A 17256-nucleotide genomic window follows, 5' to 3' on the forward strand; every position below is an offset into this window, starting at 1 on the left:
AAATGATGAGGTGTCGGCAAGTGGCGCAGCAGGAGAGAGTCGACTGGTGGGCCGGGACCGCCGCCCCCCAACCGCGGGTGGTGGCGCCGCGGCGCAGTGCGGAAGTGGACGCGGTGCCGCCGGAGGACCGGGTCGGGGGCGCGGTGTACCGGAGCGTCCAGGACAGTGAGGCCTTCCAGGAGATCCGGCGGGGCTACCGCTCGTTCGTGTTCCCGGCCAGCGCCGGGTTCCTGGCCTGGTACCTGCTGTTCGTGACGGCCGAGGCCTTCATGCCGGACCTGCTGGGCCGCCGGATCGCCGGGCCGCTGAACGTGGCCTGGACGCTCGGCCTCGGCCAGTTCGCCTCGACGTTCCTGCTCACCTGGCTCTATGCCCGTAATGCCCGCACCAAGCGCGATCGAGCCGCCCTCGAGCTGCGCTGGGACACCCAGGACCAGCTGCGATGACCGCTCACCACCCGAACCACGGCCTCGCCGTCGCCCTGTTCGCCGTCGTCGTCGCGGTGACGCTGACCATCACCGTCTGGGTCGGCCGCCGCGGCCACGCCGCCGAGGACTTCTTCGCCGGCGGCCGGGACTTCTCCCCGCTGCAGAACGGCTTCGCGCTGTCCGGTGACTACCTGTCCGCCGCCTCCTTCCTGGGCGTGACCGGACTGATCGCGCTGTACGGCTACGACGGCGTGCTCTACAGCATCGGCTTCCTGGTCGCCTGGCTGGTCGTGCTGATGCTGGTGTCCGAACTGGTCCGCAACGCGGGCCGGTACACGCTGGCCGACGTGCTGGCGCTGCGGATGCGCCAGCGGCCGGTGCGGGCCGCGGCCGGCCTGTCGTCCATGGTCGTCACGCTGATGTACCTGATCGCGCAGATGGTCGGCGCGGGCAGCCTGGTCGCGCTGCTGCTGGGCACCAACAGCGGGGCCGCCAAGGCGTGGACCATCATCGGGGTCGGCGCCCTGATGATCGTCTACGTGACGGTCGGCGGAATGCGCGCCACCACCTGGATCCAGATCGTCAAGGCCTTCCTGCTGGTGGGCGGTTCGGTGCTGCTCACGGTGCTGGTGGTGGCCCGCTTCCACGGCGACCTGGGCGCGCTGATGGAGACCGCCGCGCGGCGCAGCGGCGAGGGCGAGAAGTACCTGCGGCCGGGCCTCAACTACGGCTCCAGCGCGCTCGACCGGCTGGACTTCGTCAGCCTCGGCCTGGCGCTGGTGCTCGGCACCGGCGGACTGCCGCACATCCTCAGCCGGTTCTACACGGTGCCGACCGCGCGGGCCGCCCGGCGCTCCACGATGTGGGCGATCGGCCTGATCGGCTCGTTCTACCTGATGGCGATCGTGCTCGGGCTCGGGGCGGGCGCGGTGGTCGGCGGACACGACCTCCGGGTGTCCAACGCGGCGGGCAACACGGCCGTTCCGCTGCTCGCCCTGGACCTCGGCGGCGGCGACGGCTCGACCTGGGGCCTGCTGCTGTTCGCGGTGATCTCGGCGATCGCGTTCGCCACCATCCTGGCGGTGGTCGCGGGACTCACCCTGGCGTCCTCCGCGGCCTTCGCCCACGACCTGTACGCCCGGGCCTGGCGGCGGGAGGGCAGCCGGCAGGTGTCCGAGCGCGAGGAGGTGATCGCGGCCCGGGTCTCCGCCGTGGTGATCGGCGGGCTCGCGATCGTGCTCAGCCTGTACGCGCAGCGCCTGAACGTCGCCTTCCTGGTCGGCCTGGCGTTCGCGGTGGCCGCCTCGGCGAACCTGCCGACGCTGCTGTACTCGCTGTTCTGGAAGCGCTTCTCCACCCGGGGTGCGGTCTGGTCGGTATACGGCGGCCTGGTCCCGGCGGTGGTGCTGGTGCTGTTCTCGCCGGTCGTCTCCGGGGCGAAGACCTCGGTGCTGCCCGGCATGGACTTCCACTGGTTCCCGCTGGAGAACCCCGGACTGGTCTCCATCCCGCTCGGCTTCCTGGCCGGCTGGCTGGGCACCCTGCTGGACCGGGAGCCCGCCGACGAGGACGGTTACGCCGAGCTGGAGGTCCGCGCCCTGACCGGCGCCGGAGCCGCCTGACGGAGCGTCGACGACGGGCCCCGCACCGGGTGGTGCGGGGCCCGTTCGTCATTCGGTGACGGCCGCGAGGGCGGTGACGTCCATCCGGGACGGGGTGCCCGGGGCCTTGCCACAGCTCTCGGCGCGGGGCGGCTCGCTCGCGGCCTCCGCGACCGTCGCCCGCCAGCGGCGGCCGTCGGTGTGCGCCACCTCGACCGTCCAGCCGTCGCCGTCGGCTGTCTGGCGCATGGTCAGCGCGTCGGCGGCGCTCTCGCCGGTCAGGTCGCGGACGGCCTGCTCGGCGGCCTGGGACGGGCGGGGCCAGTACGAGCGGCCGCGGGAGTGGGCGGGGACGGTGTGGCCGGCGGCGGTGGCGGACAGCACCTCCTTGGCGGACTCCGCGGTGAGCCGGCCGTAGGCGTAGCCGTGCGGCAGCACCAGCATGGTGGGGGAGAAGCGGTGGCCGCCGAGGTGGGTGACCTCCCAGACCTCGCTGTGGCCGGCGGACGCCAGGTCGGCGGCCAGCGGGCGGCCGAGCAGTGCGCAGCAGCGGTCGCGGCGGCCGTTGGTGCACACCAGGGCGATCGGGCCGCCGATGTGCTCGGCGCCGAAGCCGTCGTGGCGGCCCGCGCCGAGGGCGGCGAAGTCGAGGTCGAGCAGCGCGGCGGGGTCGTCCAGGCGGGCCCGGCGCACCCACGGGTCGGTGGGCGCGGTGTGCGCGATCAGCACCTCGTGCCGGGCGGCGGTGTCGGTGTCGGCGTGCCGGCCGGGCCGGCGGATCAGTGCGACCCGGACGCCGGTGCCATCGGTGACCTGGTCCAGCGCCGCCCCGAGCTCGTGGTCGAGGTGGCTGCCGACGAGCGCCTGGGCGCCCCAGGGGCCGGGCTGTTCGAGCAGCAGCCAGGTGGTGGCGGTGGCCGCGGTGGCGGCCAGCGGCTCGGTCAGTTCGCGCGACAGCGTCGTACAGGTGCTCACCTGCCCACCTTATGTCCGGGCGGCCGTTCGGAGCGGTGGAGCTTCGCCTGCGGAGGGTCGGGAGGGTGCGCACTATGCTGGGCTCCATTACCTGGATTTGACGTTCTTTTGGGGGAGTCTTGGGGTCTTTTTTCGCGGTCGATGTGGCGGACCTGGACCGCCTGCTGGCGGACCTGCACCGAAGTCAGGGCGAGTTGCGCACCGCGTTGAACGCGATGCGGGACACCGGGCCGAAGACCACCGGCGCCAAGTCCTTGGACCACGCCTGCGACGAGTTCCACGACAGCTGGGACGACGCGATCAAGAAGATCGCCGAGTCCACCCAGCAGGTGGAGGAGGGGCTGAACATCACCCGGCGGGCCTACGCGGAGACCGACCAGGCGCTGCGCGACGCGTTCGGCGGCGGTGCCGCGTGAGCGACACGGCGCAGTTCCCCGCGCTGGGCTTCGACCCGGCGCCCGGAAACCCGGCCAGTGTGGACGAGTTGGTGCAGCGGCTGACCACCGCTGCCGGGGCGCTGGAGAGTGCCCACGGCACCCTGGAGCGGCTCACCCGGGCCGGCGGCAGCTGGCGCGGCGACGCGGCGCGCGCGTTCGCCGGGAAGGTCGGCGAACTGCCCGGCCTGCTCCGCGACAGCGACGACGCGGTGCGCACGGCGGCCCGGCAACTGGAAGGCTGGCGCGGCCAGTTGACGCACTTCCAGGAGGTGGCGAGACGCTACGAGGCGGACGCGGAGGCGGCCAAGCGGCGCTGCGAGACCTGCGAGCGTCAGCAGGACGGCGCCCGCTCGCGGTACGAGACGGCGGCCGGCGCCCCGGCGTTCCGGCTGGCCGGGCGGATGTACACCGACGACGCGCAGTTGCGGCAGGCCCAGGCCGAGATCGACGCCGCGCAGCGCGAGTTGAACGCGGCCGGCGAGGAACTCGACGACGCCAAGCAGGCGTTGGAGAACGCCGAGGACGCCTTCCGGGCGATAGTGAAGCAGGCGAAGGAGCTTCGCGAGGATCACCAGGACGAGGCCGGGAAGGTCGCCCGGGCCCTGCGCAAGGCAAACCAGAACGCGCCGTCCACCAGCATGTGGGACGGCTTCAAGGACGCGCTGAAGCGGGCCGGGCACGCGCTCAAGGAGTGGGCCACCAAGCACGCCGACCTGCTGAAGAAGATCGGCGACTGGCTGGGCATCGCCTCCACCATCCTGGGCGTGGCCGCCCTGTGCACCCTGTGGTTCCCGCCGCTGTCCGGCGCGCTGGCGCTGGCCGGCGGCGTGCTCTCGGCCGGTGCGCTGGCCAGCCACGGCCTGGCGAAGCTCGGCGGCGCGGACGTCAGCGCGATGGACCTGGTCGGCGACGGGCTGGGTGCGCTGCCGTTCGGCAAGCTGGTCGGCACCGCGGCCAAGCCGGTCATGAAGGTCACCACCAAGCTGGTCCCGAAGATCGAGAAGGTGGCGCTGGAGACCGGCGGGACGGTGATGCGGCAGACCGGCGGGAAGGTCCGGGAGATCGCCAAGAGCCAGATCGTCGACCACATGGGCGACGCACTGCGCGGGTCGGCCGTCCGGGTCACCGAGATCGGCGCGGAGGGCGCGCTGAAGACCACCTTCAAGGCGCTGCCCGGCATGGGCAACCGGATGAAGTTCGCCTGGGAGAAGCACGTCGCCGAGTCGGTGTACGGCACCGCGGTCGACACGTTCAAGTCCACCCGGGTCGCCAACCTGCCGGGCCTGCGCTCGATCCCCTCGTTCCAGAACGCGATCCGGGCCGACGGCAGCCTCGACCCGATGTCCTGGTGGAGCCGGGGCATCAACGGGGTGCCCTCGCTGCCGGGCATCGTCACCGGCATCCACGACCAGTTCAGCGGAGGCAACTGATGTACGGCACACCGCCGTTGACGTACGGCACAGCGCCGTTGACCCCGTCGGCGGGGCGGCGCTCGCGGATCGGGCTGGTGCTGTGGTTCGCCGTCCAGTGGGTGCTGGTCCCGCTGGACCTGATGGCCCGGCTGCTGTACGTGCCGGTATTCGTGGTGATCGAGGTGGCCACCGACCTGGAGTGGCCGGACCGGGGCTGGCTGCGGATGCTGCTGCGGCCGCTGACCAGGTTCGTCGGCCCGGTCCGGCTGGTCCGCGAGTGGGGCGACGGCGAGCGGCTCTGGGACGCCCGGATGGCGGCGATCTGCCGCACCGCGGCCGCGGCCTACGCGCGCCGGCCGGCCGGGAAGCAGGAGCTCGACGGCTGGGCCGGGCTGCGCTGGGGAAGCGAGATGTCCGCGTTCCTGCTCTCCCCGAAGGACTACCGGGGCGTGCGGCCGGAGCGGATCCACGCGATCGCCGCCGAGCACGGCCTGACGGCCCGCTCCGCGGGCGAGTTCGGCGTCGAGCTGGCCCCCGTGGCCCCCGCGGCCGGGTGGAACCGGACGGTGGCCCGATGAGCAGCTACACCTTCGACGTGCCGGTGCACTTCCACGACCTCGGCATGCACCTGGACGATGATCAACGCGCCGTCCACCTGCGGGAGCTGGCGTGCGAGATATGGGCGGGCGGCACCGAGGCGCAGCGTGCGGGCGTCCAGCAGTTCTACGGCGAGCTGGCCGACGCCGCCGCCGAGGACGGTGCGAGCTACGCCGGGGTGTGCCTGATGGCCACCGAGGACGACCGGGTGTCCACCGCGTCGCTGGTGGCCCGCAGCGAGACGCTGGAGCCGGCGGCCGACCCGGAGGCGGTGATCGAGACGCTGGAGGAGGTCCTCTCGCTGGACCCGGCCGCCGACGTGCACCGCACCGAGACCGAGCAGGGCCCGGCCGTGGTGGCGTTCAGCGGCGTCGAGTGGACGCCGGTGCCCGAGCAGCCGGCGCTGCCGCTGGTCCGGGTGGACGTCTACCTGCCGCTGCCGGAGATCTCCGAGCTGCTGGTGTTCTCGTTGACGACGCCGTCGCTGCCCGACCTGCCGGAGTACGTTGCGCTGCTGTCCGAACTGACCGACACCGTCGAGGTGTTGACGGACGATCCGGCGCCGCTGCCGGTGCAGCGCCCCGCGGAGCGCGTGCCGCTGTTCTGAATCCGCACGGGTGAAAACGGCGGGCGCCCCTTCGTACGAGGGGGCGCCCGCCGTTTCGTCACATCCGGCCGCCGACCGCCGCGATCCGCGCCGGCACCGGGGTGCCGGAGCCGTCGCGGCGCGGGTCGCGCTCCGGGAGGGTGACGGGCTGGCCGTTGGCGGCGGCGCCGAGGGCGGGCACCGGGCCGGCCCAGGCGAACGCCAGGCCGTCCTCGCCGCGCAGGAAGCGCTGGCAGCGGACGCCGCCAGTGGCCCGGCCCTTGCGCGGGTACTGGTCGAACGGGGTGAGCTTCCAGCTGGTCTGCTGTTCGCCGTCCAGCGTGCCGGTGGCGGCGGCCACCGAGAGGACCACCGCGTCCTCGGCCGGGTCGACGGCGGTGAAGGACAGCACCCGGGCGCCGTCGGCCAGCTTGATGCCGGCCATGCCGCCGGCCGGGCGGCCCTGCGGGCGGACCTGGCTCGCCTGGTAGCGCAGCAGCTGGGCGTCGGAGGTGAGGAAGACCAGGTCCTCCTCGCCGGTGCGCAGTTCGACCGCGCCGACCAGGGTGTCGCCGTCCTTGAGCGCGATCACCTCGAACTCGTCCTTGTTGGCGGGCCATTCGGGCACCACCCGCTTGACCGTGCCCTGCACGGTGCCGAGCGCCAGGCCCGGCGAGGACTCGTCCAGGGTGGTCAGCGCCAGCGCCGTCTCGTCGGCCTCCAACCGGAGGAACTCGGAGACCGCGGCGCCGCCGGCCAGCGCCGTGGTGCCCGGGGGCAGCGCCGGCAGGTCGATCACCGGCAGGCGCAGCACCCGGCCGGCCGTGGTGACCACGCCGATGTCGCCGCGCGCGGTGGCGGGGACGGCGGAGACCAGCACGTCGTGCTTGGCCCGGGACGGCTCGTCGGTGACCGGCTCCAGGTCGAAGGTGCGGGCGAGCAGGCCGGTGGAGGACAGCAGCACCCGGCACGGGTCGTCCGCGACCTCCAGCGGCACCGACAGCGCCGCCGACGGCACCGATCCGGCCTCCAGCAGCACGGTGCGCCGCTCGGTGCCGAACTGCTTGGCCACCGCGCCGAGTTCGGAGGACACCACGGAACGCAGCTTGGTGTCGGACTCCAGGATCTCGGTCAGCTCGGCGATCTCCTTGAGCAGCTTGGCCTGCTCGGCCTCCAGCTCGACCCGGTCGAAGCGGGTGAGCCGGCGCAGCGGGGTGTCCAGGATGTACGCGGTCTGCGTCTCGGAGATGCCGAAGCGCTCCATCAGCCGGTTCTTGGCCTGGGCCGCGTCGTCGCTGTTGCGGATGATCGCGATCACCTCGTCGATGTCGACCAGGGCGATCAGCAGGCCCTCGACCAGGTGCAGCCGGTCCTGGCGCTTGCGGCGGCGGAAGTCGCTGCGGCGCTTGACCACCGTGAAGCGGTGGTCGACGTAGACCTCCAGCAGCTCCTTCAGGCCCAGCGTCAGCGGCTGGCCGTCCACCAGCGCCACGTTGTTGATGCCGAAGGTCTCCTCCATCGGCGTCAACTTGTACAGCTGCTCCAGCAGCGCCTCGGGGACGAAGCCGTTCTTCACCTCGATGACGAGGCGCAGGCCGTGCTCGCGGTCGGTGAGGTCCTTGACGTCGGCGATGCCCTGGAGCTTCTTCGCGTTGACCAGGTCCTTGATCTTCGCGATCACCTTCTCCGGGCCGACGGTGTACGGCAGTTCGGTGACCACGATGCCCTTGCGGCGGGCGGTGACGTTCTCGATCGTGGTGGTGGCGCGGATCTTGAAGGTGCCGCGGCCGGACTCGTACGCGTCGCGGATGCCGGACAGGCCGACGATCCGGCCGCCGGTCGGCAGGTCCGGGCCGGGGACGAACCGCATCAGGGTTTCCAGGTCCGCGGCCGGGTGCTTGATCAAGTGCCGGGCGGCGGCCACCACTTCGGACAGGTTGTGCGGCGGCATGTTGGTGGCCATGCCGACCGCGATCCCGGTGGCGCCGTTGACCAGCAGGTTCGGGTACGCCGAGGGGAGCACCTGGGGCTCCTGCTCGGAGCCGTCGTAGTTCGGGCCGAAGTCGACGGTGTCCTCGTGGATCGACTCCACCATCGACATCGAGGCGGCCGTCAGCCGGGACTCGGTGTAGCGCATCGCGGCCGGCGGGTCGTCGTTGCCGAGCGAGCCGAAGTTTCCGTGACCGTCGATCAGCGGCAGCCGCATCGAGAACGGCTGCGCCATGCGCACCACGGCGTCGTAGATCGAGGCGTCGCCGTGCGGGTGGAGACGGCCCATCACCTCGCCGACCAGGCGGGCGCACTTGACGTGGCCGCGCTCCGGGCGCAGGCCCATTTCGTTGGCCTGATAGAGGATCCGGCGATGCACCGGCTTCAGGCCGTCGCGGGCGTCCGGCAGGGCCCGGGAGTAGATCACCGAGTAGGCGTACTCCAGGAACGAGCCCTGCATCTCGTCCACGACATCGACATCGAGGATGCGCTCCTCGAAGTCACCGGGCGGCGGGGTGGGCGAACTGCGGCGGGCCATCGCTGCGGGGCTCCCTTGCGGTACTGGGGTGGGCAGGGCCAAGGCATGAACGCCCCCCATTGTGGACCCTCGGTGGGACACCGCCTGTCACCCGGGCCGCTTCCGCCGCTGGCGAACGCGCCCGACGCACGGACACCTGACGGCACCACCGGGCGTTGCACCAGAATGGGGGACGTCACAAGCCCCCGGCCCGGACACTCCGGAACCGACGACGGGAAGGACCCCCGCATGGCCAACCCCGGCCCCGCCAGCGGCCTCGCCATCACCGAACACCGCCTGGCCAACGGCCTGCGCGTCGTGCTCTCCGAGGACCACCTCACTCCGGTCACGGCCGTGTGCCTGTGGTACGACGTGGGCTCCCGGCACGAGGTGAAGGGGCGCACCGGTCTGGCCCACCTTTTCGAGCACCTGATGTTCCAGGGCTCGGCGAACGTCTCCAACAACGGGCACTTCGAACTGGTCCAGGGCGCCGGCGGCTCGCTCAACGGCACCACCAGCTTCGAGCGCACCAACTACTTCGAGACCATGCCCGCGCACCAACTGGAGCTCGCGCTCTGGCTGGAGGCCGACCGGATGGGCTCGCTGCTGGCCGCCCTGGACGACACGTCCATGGAGAACCAGCGCGACGTGGTGAAGAACGAGCGCCGCCAGCGCTACGACAACGTGCCCTACGGCACCGCGTTCGAGAAGCTCACCGCGCTGTCCTTCCCCGGCGAGCACCCCTACCACCACACCCCGATCGGCTCGATGGCCGACCTGGACGCCGCCACCCTGGAGGACGCCCGGGCGTTCTTCCGGACGTACTACGCGCCCAACAACGCGGTGCTGTCGATCGTCGGCGACCTCGACCCCGAGCAGACCATCGCCTGGGTGGAGAAGTACTTCGGCTCCATCCCCAGCCACGACGGCAAGCAGCCGCCGCGCGACGGCTCGCTGCCCGACACCATCGGTGCCGAGGTGCGCGAGCTGATCCGCGAGGACGTCCCCTCCCGCGCGCTGATGGCCGCCTACCGGCTGCCGCACGACGGCACCCGCGAGGCCGACGCCGCCGACCTGGCGCTGACCATCCTCGGCAGCGGCGAGTCCTCCCGGCTGTACAACCGGCTGGTCCGCCACGACCGCACCGCCGTCGCGGCCGGCTTCGGCCTGCTGCGGCTGGCCGGCGCGCCCTCGCTGGGCTGGCTGGACGTCAAGGCCGGCGGCGACGCCACCCTGGAGCAGATCGAGACCGCCGTCGACGAGGAGCTCGCCCGGTTCGCCGCCGAGGGCCCCACCGCCGAGGAACTCGAGCGCGCCCAGGCCCAGATCGAGCGGGAGTGGCTGGACCGGCTCACCACGGTGGCCGGCCGCGCCGACGAACTCTGCCGCTACGCCGTGCTGTTCGGCGACCCGAAGCTGCTCAACAGCGCCCTGCCGAAGGTCCTCGACGTCACCGCCGAGGAAGTCCGCGAGGTGGCCGCCGCGCGGCTGCGCCCCGACAACCGGGCGGTGCTGGTGTACGAGCCGACCCCCGACGACAGCACCGACGACGACAGCTCCGAGAACGAGGAGGCGGCGGCATGAGCGACACCCCCGCGCAGTACATCCCGGCGATGGACTTCCACCCGCAGCCGCAGCCCGGCACCCCCACCCCATGGGCGTTCCCGGCTCCCGAACGGCTCACCCTGGCCAACGGCCTGACGGTGCTGCACTGCCACCGCCCCGGCCAGCAGCTGGTCGCCGTCGACATGGTGGTGGACGCGCCGCTGGCCGCCGAGCCCGAGGGCCTGGACGGCGTCGCCTCGATCCTGTCCCGGGCGCTCTCCGAGGGCACCGACACGCTCACCGCCGAGGAGTTCGCGGCCGAGCTGGAGCGGGCCGGCGCCACCCTGGACGCGCACGCCGACCACCCGGCGCTGCGGGTCTCGCTGGAGGTCCCGGCCTCCCGGCTGGAGCGCGGCCTCACCCTGCTCGGCGACGCCCTGCGGGTGCCGGCGCTGCCCGCGGAGGAGATCGAGCGGCTGGTCGCCAACCGCCTCGACGAGATCGTCCACGAGCAGGCCAACCCGTCCCGGCGCTCGGCCAAGGCGCTGTACGCCACGCTGTTCGCCGAGTCCGACCGGCTGTCCCGGCCGCGGGCCGGCTCCACCGACAGCGTCAAGCGGATCGACCGGGACGCGGTGAAGGCGTACTACGACGCCCACCTGCGCCCGTCCACCACCACCGCCGTGGTGGTCGGCGACCTCACCGGCATCGACCTGACCGCGCTGCTGGAGTCCACCCTCGGCCGGTGGACCGGCGAGAGCGCCGAGCCGTCCGTGCACGGCCCGGTGGTCGCCGACGACACCGGCCGGGTGGTCATCGTAGACCGGCCCGGCTCGGTGCAGACCCAGCTGCTGATCGGCCGGATCGGCCCGGACCGGCACGACCCGGCGTGGGCCGCGCAGGTCCTCGGCATCTACTGCCTCGGCGGCACCCTCACCTCCCGGCTCGACCGGGTGCTGCGCGAGGAGAAGGGCTACACGTACGGCGTCCGGGCGTTCGCCCAGTCGCTGCGCTCCGCCGCCGACGGCTCCGGCCGCGGGCTGCTGGCGATCAGCGGCTCGGTGGACACCGCCTCCACCGCGCCCGCGCTGGAGGACACCTGGACCATCCTGCGCACGCTGGCCGCCGAGGGCCTGACCGACGCGGAGCGCGAGGAGGCCGTGCGGTTCCTGGTCGGCGTCGCCCCGCTGAAGTACGAGACGGCCGGGTCGGTCGCCGCCACCCTGGCCGACCAGGTCGAGCAGTACCTGCCGGACACCTACCAGGCCGAGCTGTACCGGCAGCTGGCCGAGCTCGACACCGACGCGGCCACCCGCGCCGCGGTCGCCGCCTTCCCGCCGGACCGGCTGGTCACCGTGCTGGTCGGCGACGCCTCGGTGATCGCCGAGCCGGTCAAGGCGCTCGGTATCGGGGACGTCACGGTCATTGCCAACTGACCTGCTGCGCACGAGGGTCCGACGGGGCATCAGCTCCGTCGGACCCTCGGCGTTTTAATCGATTGCGCCACCGCCGCCGGGCGTGGGTAGATATCCCCGGCCGGGCGAGAGGCGCGGTCGCGACGAAAGCGGAAGGAGGCGGTCACCATGCGGGTCGAGCCACGACGACGCTCCCCGAGGCTGCCCTTCCGTTGTTCGTACCGAACTGCCTGAGCAGTCGCCGCGCAGCACCGTCTGCCGCCCGCGGTCCCGCCATGCCGGGCCGCCCCCCGATCTTCCCCGCCGCCGCACCGGGCGTTTTTGTGCGGCACCATGAACTCACGGACCCCAGGAGGTCGAACCACCATGTCGTACACCGAGATCCCGGGCGCCCGGGTACCGATCCGGATGTGGACCGACCCGGCCACCGTCGAGGGCCAGGCCCTGCAGCAGCTGCGCAACATCAGCACCCTGCCGTGGCTGCACGGCCTCGCCGTGATGCCGGACGTCCACCTGGGCAAGGGCGCCACCGTCGGTTCCGTCATCGCCATGCGGGGCGCGGTCTGCCCGGCCGCGGTCGGCGTCGACATCGGCTGCGGAATGACGGCCGTGAAGTCCTCGCTGACCGCGAAGGACCTGCCGGACGACCTGTCGCACCTGCGGCACCGGATCGAGCAGACCATCCCGGTCGGCCGCGGCCTGCACACCGACCCGGTCGAGCCGGGCCGGCTGCACGGGCAGTCCACCGCCGGCTGGAACGACTTCTGGCAGCGCTTCGACGGCATCGCCACCGAGGTGCGCTGGCGGCGCGAACGGGCCGCCCAGCAGATGGCCACGCTCGGCGGCGGAAACCACTTCATCGAGCTCTGCCTGGACGACGACGGCGCGGTCTGGCTGATGCTGCACTCCGGCTCGCGGAACATCGGCAAGGAGCTCGCCGAGCACCACATGTCGATCGCCCAGTCGCTGCCGCACAACCAGGGCCTGATCGACCGCGACCTCGCGGTCTTCATCGCGGACACCCCGCAGATGGCCGCCTACCGCTCCGACCTGTTCTGGGCGCAGGAGTACGCCAAGCACAACCGGGCGCTGATGATGGCTCTGTTCAAGGACGCGGTCCGCCGTGAACTGCCCAAGGCCAAGGTCACCTTCGACGAGATGATCTCCTGCCACCACAACTACGTCGCCGAGGAGCGCTACGACGGCGTCGACCTGCTGGTCACCCGCAAGGGCGCGATCCGGGCCGGCTCCGGCGAGTACGGCATCATCCCCGGCTCCATGGGCACCGGCTCGTACATCGTGAAGGGCCTCGGCAACGCGGCGTCCTTCAACTCGGCCTCGCACGGCGCCGGCCGCAAGATGAGCCGGACGGCGGCGAAGAAGCGCTTCACCACCAAGGACCTCGTCGAGCAGACCGCGGGCGTCGAGTGCCGCAAGGACGCCGGCGTGGTCGACGAGATCCCCGGCGCCTACAAGCCGATCGAGAAGGTCATGGCCCAGCAGAAGGACCTGGTCGAGGTGGTCGCGCACCTCAAGCAGGTGATCTGCGTCAAGGGCTGACGAAGCGTCAACTGCCCGGTGGTGCCTGGAATCCGGGCACCACCAGGCCGGACTCGTACGCGATCACCACCGCGTGCGTCCGGTTCTGCGCGCCGAGCTTGGTCAGCACGTTCCCGACGTGCGTCTTCGCCGTCTCGGTGCTCACCGTGAGCAGCTCGGCGATCTCCGGGTTGGACAGGCCGGTGGCCATCAGCCGCAGCACCTCCTCCTCCCGCGCCGTCAGCGCGGCCCGCGGCAGGGCCTCCGCCGAACCCCGGGGGCGGGCGGTCACCATCCGGCGCAGGGCCGCAGGGAACAGGATCGCCTCGCCCGCCGCGACCACCCGTACCGCCTCCGCGATCTGCGGCACCGGAAGCCGCTTCAGCACGAAACCGCTGGCACCCGCGCCGAGCGCCGCCGTGACGTAGCCGTCGTTCTCGAAGGTGGTGATCATCACGACCTTCGGCGGATCGGCCTCCCCGGCCAGCAGCTGCCGGGTGGCCTCGATCCCGTTGCAGCGCGGCATCCGGACATCCATCAGCACCACGGCGGGCCGCAACCGCCGGGCCCGCTCGACCGCCTCGACGCCGTCGGCGGCCTCGCCGAGCACGCTCAGGCCCGGCTGCGTGCCGAGCAGCACGCGCAGGCCGCTGCGGGTGATGTCGTCGTCGTCCGCGATCAGCAGGGTGACGGGGGCCGCGGCGTCGGACGCGATCATGCCGACCACCGGACGGGCAGCCTGACCGCCAGCCGCCAGTGCCCCAGGCCGTCGGGGCCGGCCTCGAACTCGCCGTTCAGCAGCCGGATCCGCTCGGCCAGCCCGGGCAGGCCGTGCCCGGAGGTCGGGAAGTCTCGAGAGGCCGCCACCCCGGTCCGGTTCACCACCGCGAGCTCCAACGCCTCCCGCCCCGCCGCCACCCGGACCTCGATCGGCCCGCCGGCGCCGTGGCGCAGCGCATTGGTCAACCCCTCCTGCAGGATCCGGTACGCGGCCCGGGACAGCGTCCCCCGAAGATTCGTCAACTCGCCCGACAGCTCCGGCTCCACCACCGCACCGGCGTGCCGCAGCCGCTCCAGCAGCTCCGGCAGGTCGGCCAGCGTCCGGGTGGGCGCCGTGGTGGACTCCTCCTCGCGCAGCACACCCAGCACGTAGTCGAGGTCCTCCAGCGCGGCCCGGGTCGACACCTCGATGCTGCGCAGCGCGGCCCGCGCCGTCACCGGGTCGGCGGCGAGCACCTCGCCGGCCACCGCCGCCTGGATGGTGGCCGCGGTCAGCGTGTGCCCGATCGAGTCGTGCAACTCCTGGGCCAGCCGGTTGCGTTCGGCCAGCCGGCGCTCCCGCTCGGCCGACAGCGCCAGCCGCTCCGCCGCCGACGGCCCGAGCAACGCCGGAGCCAGCCCGCGCAGCACGCCCGCCACCACCGCGCACACCACCGGAACCAGCAGCAGACACACCGCGGCGACCAGCCAGCTCCAGGCACCCGTCACCTCGGCCGACCGGCCCGCCAGGCTCAGCTTCGCCTCCCCGCCGAGCCAGTTGCCCGGCAGGGCCACCCCGGCGACGAACAGCACCAGGCAGCTCAGCCCGCCGACCCAGCCCAGCGTCACCTGCGCCACCAGCCACAGCGGAGTGCGCCAGCCGCCGCCACCGGCCGCCGGCACGTCCGGCAACGGCACCGCGAGCAGCCGGCGCGCGCCGGCCGTCAGCGCCCGCCGGGTGATCCGGGGCAGGCCGACCGCACCGACCAGCACCGCCCAGACCAGCACGGTGACCGCCGCCCGCGCCCCGTACGGCGCCGAGCCCCAGATCGTCGCCGGCACCACGGCGAGCGGCAGCAGCACGAGGCTCGCCGGCGCGGCGCAGAACGCGAACAGCGCGCCGGAGTACGTGGAGCCGCGCAGCAGCGGCCGAAATCCCCAGGTCATGGGCGCAAGTATGGCCGGGCCGCCGGACGCGGACCTCCCCCGACCGGGGGAGGAACAGTTCCCCTGTTCCCGCGATGTGCGCACCCCGTCCCCACCGCCAGGATCGGACCCGGCCCGACCGACGAGAGGACGACGATGAACACCACCCACCCGACGACCGCACCGAGCAGCTACGGTCCCCGCCCCGGCCGGACGGCGCCGGCCCCGGCCGTGGCCGCCGTGGTGCTCGGCACCGTCGCGCTGCTCACCTCCCCGGTGGTGGTCGGCGGCGCGCTCGGCGTGATCGGTCTGGTGCTCGGCCCGTTCGCGCTGCGGACCGCCCGCCGGACCGGCGCCGGCCGGGGCATGGCCCTGACCGGCACCGTGCTGTCCGCGCTCGCCGTCGTGGCGGCCGCCGTGATGGCGGTCTTCGCGGTGTGGTTCGCGGACCTGACCCGGGACTGCTACGAGTACCGCGAGGTCGGCCAGTGGACGCAGTGCGTCCAGCAGCAGCTCGACCGCGGCTGACCGGTGGCTACCCGCCCACGTGCGTGCGGCCGCCGCCTGGTGCAGGGTCAGCCCTTGCCGCCGGGGAGCTACGCGCCCACGTGCGTGCGGCCGCCGCTGAGCGGCAACTACGCGCCGGGTCCCACCAGCGCGCGGTAGCGGTCGTGCCACAGGTCCTCGTGCGCCTGCGGCAGCAGCAGCACCCGGTCCGGGCGCAGCGCGGCGAGCGCGTCCGGGTCGTGGGTGACCATCACCATCGCGCCCGGGTACCCGGCGACCGCCCGCAGCACCTCGTCCCGGGAGGCCGGGTCGAGGTTGTTGGTCGGCTCGTCCAGCAGCAGCACGTTGGCGCCCGAGTGCACCAGGCAGGCCAGCGCCAGCCGGGTCTTCTCGCCGCCGGAGAGTACCCCGGCCGGCTTGTCCGCGTCCGCCCCGCCGAACAGGAACGATCCGAGCGCGGAGCGCACCTCACCGTCCGTCAAGTGCGGTGCGGCGGAGGACAGGTGCTCGAACACGGTGCGGTCCGGGACGAGCGTGTCGTGCTCCTGCGCGAAGTAGCCCAGCCGCAGGCCCGGGCCCGCCACCGTCCGCCCGCCGTCCGGGAGTTCGCGGCCCGCGAGCAGCCGCAGCAGGGTGGTCTTGCCCGCGCCGTTCGGCCCGAGCACCACCAGCCGGCTGCCCCGGTCCACCGCCAGGTCCACCCCGGCCAGCACCCGGTGGGCCCCGTACGACTTGGCCAGGCTGATCGCACCCAGCGGGATCCGCCCGCACGGCGCGGGTTCGGGCAGCCGGATCCGCGCCGTCCGCTCGGCCTTCCGCACCGGCGCCGTGCCCGCCAGCAGCCGGTCCGCCCGCTTGGCCATCGACTTCGCCGCCGAGGCGGTGTTCGTGTTGGCCTTCATCTTCTCCGCCTGCGCGTGCAGGCTGGACGCCTTGCGCTCCGCGTTCGCCCGCTCCCGGGCGCGCCGCCGCTCGTCCGCCGCCCGCTGCGTCAGGTACGCCGACCAGCCGGTGTTGTGCACGTCCAGCGCGGCCCGCTGCGGATCCAGGTGGAACACCCGGTTCACCGTCGCGGCGATCAGCTCCAGGTCGTGGCTGATCAGCACCAGCCCGCCCCGGTGGGACGCCAGGAAGCCGCGCAGCCAGGCCACCGAGTCGGCGTCCAGGTGGTTGGTCGGCTCGTCCAGCAGCAGCGTGTCGTGCCCGGCGAACAGGATCCGGGCCAGCTCGACCCGGCGCTTCTGCCCGCCCGACAGGTCGCCCACCGGCTGCTCCAGCAGCCGCTCGGGCAGGCCCAGCCCCGCCGCGACCCGGGCCGCCTCCGCCTGCGCGGCGTACCCGCCGCGCCGCTGGAAGCCGGCCTCGGCCCGGGCGTAGGCGTTCATCGCGCGCTCGAGCGCCGGCCCTTCGGCCGCGGCCATCGCGGACTCCGCCGCGCGCAGCGCACGCTGCGCGCCGTCCATCCCGCGCGCGGACAGGATGCGGTCCAGCACCGGGACGGTCGGGTCCGCCGCGCGGGAATCCTGCGGCAGGTAACCGGTCGAACCGGTCCGCGAGATCGTTCCGGCGGCGGGCTCGGCGAGGCCCGCCAGGGTGGAGAGAAGGGTGGTCTTCCCCGCGCCGTTGCGGCCGACCAGGCCGACCCGGTCGCCCGGTGCGAGGTGGAAGGAGAGGTTGTGCAGCAGCAGACGCGCGCCGACGCGCACGTCGAGACCACGAACGGTGATCATGAAAGGACGCTCCGAAACAGCAAGAGGACACACGGGTGGCGTGGGAGCTGGTCCTCTTGCTAGGAGATGCGGG

Annotated in this window: 15 protein-coding genes; 10 read left to right on the forward strand and 5 right to left on the reverse strand. The window is 73.1% G+C overall.

Annotation, left to right across the window (positions count from 1 at the left end):
* The first annotated feature begins 20 nt into the window (after window positions 1–20).
* Together ACFYST_RS29255 and ACFYST_RS29260 are read left to right on the forward strand one after the other, a co-directional pair.
* Complete coding sequence (locus tag ACFYST_RS29255; protein ID WP_387648861.1) at window positions 21–446, forward strand: DUF485 domain-containing protein; 426 nt, start codon at window positions 21–23, stop codon at window positions 444–446.
* The gene (locus ACFYST_RS29260) at window positions 443–2050 is read left to right on the forward strand and encodes a cation acetate symporter (protein ID WP_387648864.1); all 1608 of its coding nucleotides are present in this window, start codon (window positions 443–445) and stop codon (window positions 2048–2050) included. The genes ACFYST_RS29255 and ACFYST_RS29260 overlap by 4 nt, the downstream gene beginning before the upstream one ends.
* A gap of 48 nt (window positions 2051–2098) precedes the next feature.
* On the opposite strand, the gene ACFYST_RS29265 is transcribed toward ACFYST_RS29260, so the two are convergent.
* Window positions 2099–3004: a sucrase ferredoxin gene (locus ACFYST_RS29265; RefSeq protein WP_387866684.1), complete on the reverse strand. Its 906-nt coding sequence runs from the start codon at window positions 3002–3004 to the stop codon at window positions 2099–2101.
* Between the two features lie 119 nt (window positions 3005–3123).
* On the opposite strand from ACFYST_RS29265, the gene ACFYST_RS29270 reads away from it, so the two are divergent.
* Genes ACFYST_RS29270 through ACFYST_RS29285 form a run of 4 tightly spaced genes read left to right on the forward strand, consistent with a single transcriptional unit; the run spans window position 3124 to window position 6057 of the window.
* Window positions 3124–3420: a WXG100 family type VII secretion target gene (locus ACFYST_RS29270; protein ID WP_387648868.1), complete on the forward strand. Its 297-nt coding sequence runs from the start codon at window positions 3124–3126 to the stop codon at window positions 3418–3420.
* Window positions 3417–4871: a putative T7SS-secreted protein gene (locus ACFYST_RS29275; protein WP_387866686.1), complete on the forward strand. Its 1455-nt coding sequence runs from the start codon at window positions 3417–3419 to the stop codon at window positions 4869–4871. Before ACFYST_RS29270 ends, ACFYST_RS29275 begins: the two co-directional genes overlap by 4 nt.
* Complete coding sequence (locus ACFYST_RS29280; RefSeq protein WP_387866688.1) at window positions 4871–5431, forward strand: hypothetical protein; 561 nt, start codon at window positions 4871–4873, stop codon at window positions 5429–5431. Before ACFYST_RS29275 ends, ACFYST_RS29280 begins: the two co-directional genes overlap by 1 nt.
* Complete coding sequence (locus tag ACFYST_RS29285; RefSeq protein WP_387648875.1) at window positions 5428–6057, forward strand: hypothetical protein; 630 nt, start codon at window positions 5428–5430, stop codon at window positions 6055–6057. The genes ACFYST_RS29280 and ACFYST_RS29285 overlap by 4 nt, the downstream gene beginning before the upstream one ends.
* Before the next feature lie 58 nt (window positions 6058–6115).
* On the opposite strand, the gene ACFYST_RS29290 is transcribed toward ACFYST_RS29285, so the two are convergent.
* Window positions 6116–8563: a DNA topoisomerase (ATP-hydrolyzing) subunit A gene (locus tag ACFYST_RS29290; protein WP_387866691.1), complete on the reverse strand. Its 2448-nt coding sequence runs from the start codon at window positions 8561–8563 to the stop codon at window positions 6116–6118.
* Window positions 8564–8791: 228 nt separating this feature from the next.
* Here ACFYST_RS29290 and ACFYST_RS29295 point away from each other — a divergent pair, with 228 nt between their 5' ends.
* The 3 genes from ACFYST_RS29295 to ACFYST_RS29305 all read left to right on the forward strand — a co-directional run bounded on the left by ACFYST_RS29295 (window position 8792) and on the right by ACFYST_RS29305 (window position 13062).
* Window positions 8792–10126, forward strand: a complete 1335-nt coding sequence (locus ACFYST_RS29295; protein WP_387648879.1) for a M16 family metallopeptidase — start codon at window positions 8792–8794, stop codon at window positions 10124–10126.
* Between the two features lie 29 nt (window positions 10127–10155).
* Window positions 10156–11523 (forward strand): M16 family metallopeptidase, encoded by a 1368-nt coding sequence (locus ACFYST_RS29300; RefSeq protein ID WP_387866726.1) that lies wholly within the window; start codon window positions 10156–10158, stop codon window positions 11521–11523.
* 345 nt (window positions 11524–11868) lie between these two features.
* Complete coding sequence (locus ACFYST_RS29305; protein WP_387648882.1) at window positions 11869–13062, forward strand: RtcB family protein; 1194 nt, start codon at window positions 11869–11871, stop codon at window positions 13060–13062.
* A gap of 7 nt (window positions 13063–13069) precedes the next feature.
* On the opposite strand, the gene ACFYST_RS29310 is transcribed toward ACFYST_RS29305, so the two are convergent.
* On the reverse strand, window positions 13070–13759 hold the full coding sequence (locus ACFYST_RS29310; RefSeq protein ID WP_387866694.1) for a response regulator: 690 nt from the start codon (window positions 13757–13759) through the stop codon (window positions 13070–13072).
* Window positions 13756–14967, reverse strand: a complete 1212-nt coding sequence (locus ACFYST_RS29315; protein ID WP_387866697.1) for a sensor histidine kinase — start codon at window positions 14965–14967, stop codon at window positions 13756–13758. Before ACFYST_RS29315 ends, ACFYST_RS29310 begins: the two co-directional genes overlap by 4 nt.
* A gap of 135 nt (window positions 14968–15102) precedes the next feature.
* Between ACFYST_RS29315 and ACFYST_RS29320 the strand changes: the two genes are divergently transcribed.
* Window positions 15103–15474, forward strand: a complete 372-nt coding sequence (locus ACFYST_RS29320) for a DUF4190 domain-containing protein (RefSeq protein WP_387648889.1) — start codon at window positions 15103–15105, stop codon at window positions 15472–15474.
* Between the two features lie 107 nt (window positions 15475–15581).
* On the opposite strand, the gene ACFYST_RS29325 is transcribed toward ACFYST_RS29320, so the two are convergent.
* A complete protein-coding gene (locus tag ACFYST_RS29325) occupies window positions 15582–17183 on the reverse strand; it encodes an ABC-F family ATP-binding cassette domain-containing protein (RefSeq protein ID WP_387866700.1) in 1602 nt (533 codons plus the stop codon).
* Between the last annotated feature and the right edge of the window lie 73 nt (window positions 17184–17256).

The sequence above is a fragment of the Kitasatospora sp. NPDC004614 genome, from assembly GCF_042873675.1.
Lineage (GTDB): Bacteria > Actinomycetota > Actinomycetes > Streptomycetales > Streptomycetaceae > Kitasatospora.